This window comes from Leptolyngbya sp. FACHB-36, from assembly GCF_014695955.1.
Classification (GTDB): domain Bacteria; phylum Cyanobacteriota; class Cyanobacteriia; order Leptolyngbyales; family Leptolyngbyaceae; genus FACHB-36.
Genome location: NZ_JACJPG010000548.1, coordinates 1 through 6,734, shown reverse-complemented (window position 1 = coordinate 6,734; position 6,734 = coordinate 1). Strand labels below are relative to the sequence as shown.

8 protein-coding genes are annotated in these 6,734 nt (G+C 55.0%); 3 read left to right on the top strand and 5 right to left on the bottom strand.

Features of this window, described 5'->3' with window-relative positions:
* Positions 1-594: DUF2993 domain-containing protein (locus H6F43_RS15735; RefSeq protein ID WP_190343670.1), on the top strand; the 594-nt coding region annotated here is incomplete at its 5' end.
* Between the two features lie 19 nt (positions 595-613).
* Here H6F43_RS15735 and H6F43_RS15730 read toward each other — a convergent pair.
* The 5 genes from H6F43_RS15730 to H6F43_RS15710 all read right to left on the bottom strand — a co-directional run bounded on the left by H6F43_RS15730 (position 614) and on the right by H6F43_RS15710 (position 5,423).
* The gene (locus H6F43_RS15730) at positions 614-1,537 is read right to left on the bottom strand and encodes a TIGR01777 family oxidoreductase (RefSeq protein WP_190343669.1); all 924 of its coding nucleotides are present in this window, start codon (positions 1,535-1,537) and stop codon (positions 614-616) included.
* Between the two features lie 30 nt (positions 1,538-1,567).
* Positions 1,568-1,951, bottom strand: a complete 384-nt coding sequence (gene psb28 / locus H6F43_RS15725; protein ID WP_190343668.1) for a photosystem II reaction center protein Psb28 — start codon at positions 1,949-1,951, stop codon at positions 1,568-1,570.
* Positions 1,952-2,027: 76 nt separating this feature from the next.
* Positions 2,028-2,456, bottom strand: coding sequence for a DUF1036 domain-containing protein (locus H6F43_RS15720; RefSeq protein ID WP_190343667.1), 429 nt, complete (start codon positions 2,454-2,456; stop codon positions 2,028-2,030).
* A 93-nt stretch (positions 2,457-2,549) separates the two neighbouring features.
* Positions 2,550-3,407 carry an aldose epimerase gene (locus H6F43_RS15715; protein ID WP_190343666.1) on the bottom strand — a complete coding sequence of 286 codons (858 nt, stop codon included), beginning with the start codon at positions 3,405-3,407 and terminating at the stop codon, positions 2,550-2,552.
* Between the two features lie 3 nt (positions 3,408-3,410).
* Positions 3,411-5,423 (bottom strand): CapA family protein, encoded by a 2,013-nt coding sequence (locus tag H6F43_RS15710; RefSeq protein ID WP_190343665.1) that lies wholly within the window; start codon positions 5,421-5,423, stop codon positions 3,411-3,413.
* Between the two features lie 335 nt (positions 5,424-5,758).
* On the opposite strand from H6F43_RS15710, the gene H6F43_RS15705 reads away from it, so the two are divergent.
* Positions 5,759-5,965, top strand: a complete 207-nt coding sequence (locus H6F43_RS15705) for a hypothetical protein (protein WP_190343664.1) — start codon at positions 5,759-5,761, stop codon at positions 5,963-5,965.
* 152 nt (positions 5,966-6,117) lie between these two features.
* Positions 6,118-6,734 (top strand): DNA gyrase modulator (locus H6F43_RS15700; RefSeq protein WP_347272420.1); only part of this gene is annotated, 617 nt, incomplete at its 3' end.

Sequence of the window (6,734 nt, the reverse complement as noted above, 5' to 3'; positions counted from 1 at the left end):
ACAATTCAGCGCGTCGTCGTCTCTGCGCACAACGCGGTGTATCGAGGACTCCATCTGAGTCAGATCAGCCTGACGGCAGAAGGCATCCACACAAACTTAGGGCAAGTGGTGCGCGGAAAACCCCTGCGGCTCCTGACCGTGTTTCCAGTATCGGGCAGCGTTCAAATCAGCGAAGCCGACCTCAACCGCTCTCTAAAAGCACCCTTGCTGGGAAACGCTCTGGTAGACGTGCTACTGACGCTGCTGAAGTCGGATTTACAGGACGAGAGCGGCGTCGAAGATCTACGCCTGCAAGACCCCCAAGTCAACTTACGCGACGGACAACTGACGTTAATCGCAACGCTTGTCTCCGCAAGCGGCAGTTTGACCCCTGTGGTCATTCGCACGGGCTTGCACTTAGAAGCCGGTCGAATGCTCAAACTCGATCGCCCTCAGTGGCTTCCCCATGCCAACGCCCGTCAGGGGCTGCCTCTGAAAGACTTAGACGGTTTCGCTTTTGATCTTGGCTCGGAGGTCTGTCTAGAAACACTGACGATCGCACCCGAACAGATTTTCTGCCAGGGACAAATTCAGGTAACGCCGGAGGAGAGCTAGGAGACAGCGCAGCGACGAGTTATTGCTCGCTGAGAACTTGCCCCAGCGCCTGTTTTAGCGTCGGATACTGATACTCAAATCCGGCGGCTTGAGTGCGCCTCGGCAGCACTTGTTGACCTTCCAGCACCACTTTTGCCCCATCGCCCAGCAGCGCTTCGATCGCAAACGCCGGAACGGGTAGCCAAGACGGGCGGTTCAGTACTTGCCCCATTGTGGCGCTGAACTCTGTCATGCGAACAGGGTTTGGGGCAGTAGCGTTGTAGACGCCTTCTAAGTCAGAGCGCATCAGGGCTTGCACGATTAAGCTCACCAAGTCCTCGCGGTGAACCCAGGAGAACCACTGATTGCCGCTGCCGATCGGTCCACCCGCAAACAGCTTAAACGGCGGCAGCATCCGAGCGATCGCGCCACCCATTCCGAGCACAATGCCGATCCGCAGAATCGCTAGCCGCACGCTGGATTCCTTCACTCTCTGCGCTTCGGTTTCCCATGCTTGACAGACTTCGGCGAGGAAATCATTGCCAGCCGCACTGGTTTCGTCAAAGGTCGCCGTCTCGCTGGTGCCGTAGTAGCCAACCGCAGAGGCGCTAACCAACACCTGAGGTTTGGGGCTGCTTTGAGCGATCGCCTCTACCAGTTTTTGCGTGCCCAACTTGCGGCTGTTAAGGATGTTCTGCTTGCGCTCAGGTGTCCAACGCTCCGAGAGTGGCTCTCCGGCTAAATTCACAACGCCATCACAGCCGGACAGTGCTGCTTGCCAATCACCCGATTCAGTCGGCGTGTAGGCAACAACTTCTAAATTCGGAAACACCGATCGTGGAAACACCCGTGCCGCTTGGGCGGAGTCGCGAGCCAGAACCAAGACCGAATGTCCCTCCGCCTGCAATCGCTGTACCAGCCGACTTCCCACAAATCCCGTTGCACCCGTCACTGCGACTTTCATTCCAATCCTCGATGGTTAAATTCTGAATTCTCACGGTTGAACGCTGGATGATTCGCCATACTCCATGCCATTCGCCTCAGCGTAGCGGTTCATAAAGCGCATAAACCGCTCCCAGTGATCGTCGCGATCGATCTCAAACCGACATTCCATCCGCTCAAACTCGTCGCCTTCAGGACCACTAAAGAAGAACTTGACCGACGACGGTTCGACGCTGATTTCGCCTTCCGTATCGATTAGCTTCAAGCCTCTAGAAAAGCGATTACGAAAGCTGTTAAACCGCTCGATCGACCTCAGCTCGGTAAACGTCATCAGCACCGTGCGGAGTCCGGACTGACGATTTCGTCGCAGACTGACGTCGCTTAGCGCTTCAGGAATGCCGTCAAAGAACTGGATGCGGGGCGTTAGGACAGTCATTGCGTCGGCAGAATGGCTTGACACTCAGTATAGAGCGATCGCGGTTGACGCAGACTGAGAAACGATCGTCTGTCTACTAGCGTAAATCGAGTGAGTAGCTAGTGGTGTCTTTGCCCGTGTCGAGTTCGCGGAAGTTTGCCCAGCGAGAGTTGCTGCCCTTACACTGCTTCTCAGCGTTCGTGAAGGTAAATTTTTTGTCGGATACGCAGAATTGGTTATCGCCTTCCCAAGAATAGTCGCTCTCGGTTTCTGCAAAGTAGTAGTAATAACGATTGGTCAAATCGCCTTCGATCGCGTTGTCGCACTCGCCCGGTTCCAGGTTAAACCAGCCTTCGGTCGTCCAATTTCCTTTCCCATCGGGATACGCAACGGTGATCGACACTGTGCCTTTGTTGCTTTTATTGCAAAACTCTAGACTTGCCTTTGCGGGTGAGGCAATCATGAGCGGACTCACAATCCCCGTTACGATCGCCACCACACCCAGCAGTCCGTATACCGTCTTCATCCCTCGCTCCAATAATTCAACAGCAGCTCTAATTCCATCAAACACCGATTGCTGCCTGCCTCAGGCTGTCTTGCTCAAAGGTTTAAGCAACCTTTAAACAAACGATACAGAGTAGCTGACGCGAGTTTCTATCGTGGCACCGGGGTCAAGGTGCAACAGGCGATCGCCCGTATTCAGAGCATTTCGGGGAGCTGACCAGGGTTCCAGACAGTAAAAGTCTTTGCCTTGCACCGTCCAGAACACCAGCGTCGAGAACTCTGGACTGAAGTCGATCGTCAGGCGCAGTCCTCGGCTGCGATCGAGCGCGCTGGCAGAGTGGCGCGAAAGCTGATTAAAGGCGAGGTCCAGTTCATCCTGTGCCAAATCAAAGGTGCCAGTATACGGATGCGCCGTGCGCGATCGCTGGTCCTGGAACTCGGTGGCAGGAAGATCAAATTCCAATTGAGCTTTGTCCGATACGGCAAAGTAGGGATGGAAGCCGATCGAATACGGCAGCGGCTCACTGGATCGATTGCTGATGCGCTGGTGCGTGATCAGGGTGTCGCCCTGGAGGGTGTAGGTAAAGGTGAGCTGGAACTCAAATGGATAGAGCGCGCGAGTGCGATCGTCGCTTTCCAGAACCAGAACAACACTGTCTGACGGACCGTCAACGACGGTCCAAGGCAAATCGCGGGCGAAGCCGTGCTGCTTCAGCGTGTACGAGTTGTCCTGATGCGTGTAGGTATTGTCGGGCAGGTTGCCGCAGATTGGAAACAGAATCGGGATGCCGCCGCGCACTGTCTGAGCCGGATTGGCGAAGCGATCGACATCCAAATATAAAATCTCCTGCCCGCGTACGCGCCAGCGAGTCACGATGCCGCCGCGCTCAGGAACAACCTCTAACCGAGTATCTGGCGCTTCGGATAGGACGTAAGTGCGGTACTGCTGCTGCTCAATGGTGATTTCAGCCATAGTTTACTGTACAGAAGGTGTGGCATTAAGGGGGTCAGTCGAGTCCGTTGTTTCTGAGTCCGTCGTCTCTGAGTCTGCTGGCGCTGGGTCTGTCAGCGTTGACTCATCGGCGGCAGCATCCGGCGACGTGGGGTCGATCGCTCCAGGGGCGATCGACGGTTCGCTCGTGGGTGCGACTGCCTCTGGTGCAGGAGAGGGGGTTGTCGGCTCGTTGGGCTGCGTGCTCCACGTTCCCGGCGAAGTGGAATTGAAAGGCGTGTTGAGATCGGAATCGGTGAAAGAGTTGGGGGTGGGCGTTGGGGAAGGAGACTGCACCGCAGGTTCCTCCACGGCGGGAGTGGCGGGAACAACAGAATCGGTAGGAGTCGGAGACGGGCTAGGCAGCGATGGGCTGTCTGCCGGAGTGACGGGAACCGTCAGATCGACAGGAGAAGATGGCACCAGTGGTGTGGGTGACCGCGCCTCCAGAATGGCAGGTGAGCGCAGGGGCTGCTGAAAGCCACTGGAGATATCAGCTAGGTGCTGAAGGATTTTGTTCCCACGATCGCCGCTGATGACGCGTGGCTGATACTTTCGCACCTCGACGGGCAGAAACTCCGCTTTCATCTGCTTGTCTTTCACAGAGACTTTGAGTACAGCAGTATCGTAGTCGGTGCGCGGGTTGCCGCCGAAGATGAAGTTACCCAGCGAGTAAGCGATCGGGCGTCCTTTGTAAATTTCAGCTCCTTGAAGGACGTGCGGATGGTGCCCTACAACAATGTCGGCTCCTTGGTCGATCGTGAAGTGCGCTAGATCGATCTGCCACTGGGCGGGATGAGTTGCCAATTCTTCGCCCCAGTGGTAATTGACAACGATCCAATCCACCTGGCTGCGAATCGCCTGAATATCTTGAGCAATGCGGGCTTCGTCAGCATAGTTCGTGCCAGCATCGGTGTCGGTGGCAGCGTGGAAGTCCGCTCCGTAGTAGCCTAAATACGCAATCCGCTGTCCCTTTACGTCAATAATTTCTGGACGCCGCGCTGCTTGCACATTGCGACCTGCACCCACAAACTCAATCCCAGCTCGATTGAGCGTATCGACCGTTTCTTGTAGCCCCGCCGCCTGATAATCCATCGCGTGATTATTTGCCAGCGACACGACGTCAATGCCGCCAGCTTTAAGAATTTTTGCCGCAAAATCTGGCTCAGCTTTGAAGTTGAACTGCTTGTCAGGTAGGGGAAGCGTAGCCTTGGTGAGCGGATTCTCCAGGTTCACCATAGCGAGGTCGGCCTGACGGTACTCGTCTAGTGCCGCAAACGCCCACTCGGTATCGCTGCCGATCGCCTCCGGAAAATAATCTGACAGCGTCACATCCCCAGCAAACATCAGGGTTGCAGTGGGATCATTGGGATTCGCCACCTCGGTATGCTTAACCACTTCTACGGACTCCAGCGCCGCTCGCACTGTTTTTGGACGCGGAGGATTTGTGGCAGTGGTCAATTTTGGTGAGGGCACCGCATTGCTCTCGTCTACGGGCGCTTTGACAAACGCAATCACTCCACCGCAAACAAATGCCGCCACCGTAGAGCCGCTCATCACCAGCGTTCGCGCTGTTTTAAGACGCGCCTTCTGCCGCGCCGTCTGTCGAATTCGGGTGCGAAGCTGCTGCGACTGGTGCCGTCGGTAGCGACGGGCAGGCGAGGCAATTTTAACTGACTGCTCCCACAGCAGCGATCGCTCACCTGCCAAACGAGCGGCAATTCGGACGCCTTCGATCGACGCCGAGTTTAACTTCCAGATGCGATGACACACCAAACGCACCACCGCATTTCGCCATCCAGTCGATCGCTCATCCTGGTTCTGCGACGGCGGCACTTCTACCAAAATCTTTAGACAGCCCGGTCGAGCCGCGCCTACTAGCGCTCGCAGTCCATGCGGCAGCAAAATCTGATTCAGCCAGTGAGCAATCGCGCGTAAATTGCCCGCTCGCGCTAATTCCACCAGCGCTGGATGATAGGGACTGTCGGAGTAGACCATAAATTTGATTTTCCGCTCCGCCACGTTGAAGTTAGGAACAGGCTGTAACGGTGTAAATGGCGGCAGTTACCTGCTTATTGATACTCCATATTCTCCAGAACTACACATAAATCTCCGGGCGATCGCTGTAAATTTCTTTCAGTTCAGTAAAGGCAGAATTGAGGACATTAACAGGCAAGCACCCTCGTTTTTTTCAGAACCGCAAGTCTCGTGTGATATTGATCACGTAGATTACCTACAGAGATCACAAAAAGCGCTGATCTGAATCAGTTGGCTACCGTGCAGGATGACGGATAGTAAGGAGGACGAGGATAGAGTTAAACCTTGGTGCTTCAATGATCTCTGCTCTTGTACGATCGGCATTTGAAACGGGCTACCTTAGCGTCGAATCTGAAGGGTTGCTGCGTCAAGTTATAGACAGTAAAAGCTGTCGATCCAGCGACTTGGTCGCGCTGCGCCAGCTCTATGATGCCGTGCAGGCAGGGCACATCCGCCGCGAAGCGCACCAGAGTATTCAGATGCCAATGGTTCAGTTTAAGTAGCAAATAAGTAGTTGTTAGCTATTGGTCGCCGGTAGCTTTTCACACAAGCTCTTACGGTAGTGAGCGCCTCTACCTGCTCCTCGTTTCCTAGTGTTTTACAACCCGCTGCATTTGGTTGCAGAATGAAGGCAGTACTCCTTATTAATGGTGCTATGGCGACGCTGCCCGTTCATACAAAAGATTTACTCTCCGATTGCATTGCTCGCTATCGCTCCAAAGTGGACTATCTGGCAATTCGGCTAGAAGCGGCTGAAGGTGCAGATATTCTGCTACGCGGTAACAAAATCGAAACCCTGAGCGAGGGACTTTCGATCGGCGGACAGGTCCGCGCCTGCCACAAAGGCGGCTGGGGATTTGCCAGTTTTAACCAATTGGCAACGCTGACTGAGCGAATTGAAGAGGCGATCGCGGCAGCGCACCTAGTTGGGGATGACGAAACGCTACTCGCTCCCGTGTCTCCCGTGCAGGATAGCTGCATGCTGCCACTCACTGGAACCGACCCGCGCCATATTTCCCTGGCTGAGAAGAAAGCGCTGTGCCAGCACTACGGAGAGATTCTTCGCAGCGTTAGCCCTCAAATTGCCACGATTTCCGTGCGGTACGGCGACAGTGCTCAGCAAGTGATTCTTGCCACCTCTGACGGTACCTTGCTAGAGCAGTCCTGGGTCGATATGGAAATGCGATTTGCAGCAACTGCCCGCAATGGAGAAACTGTACAAACCGGACGGGAAACCACTGGATCGCGCAAGGCATACGAAGATTTGATCGG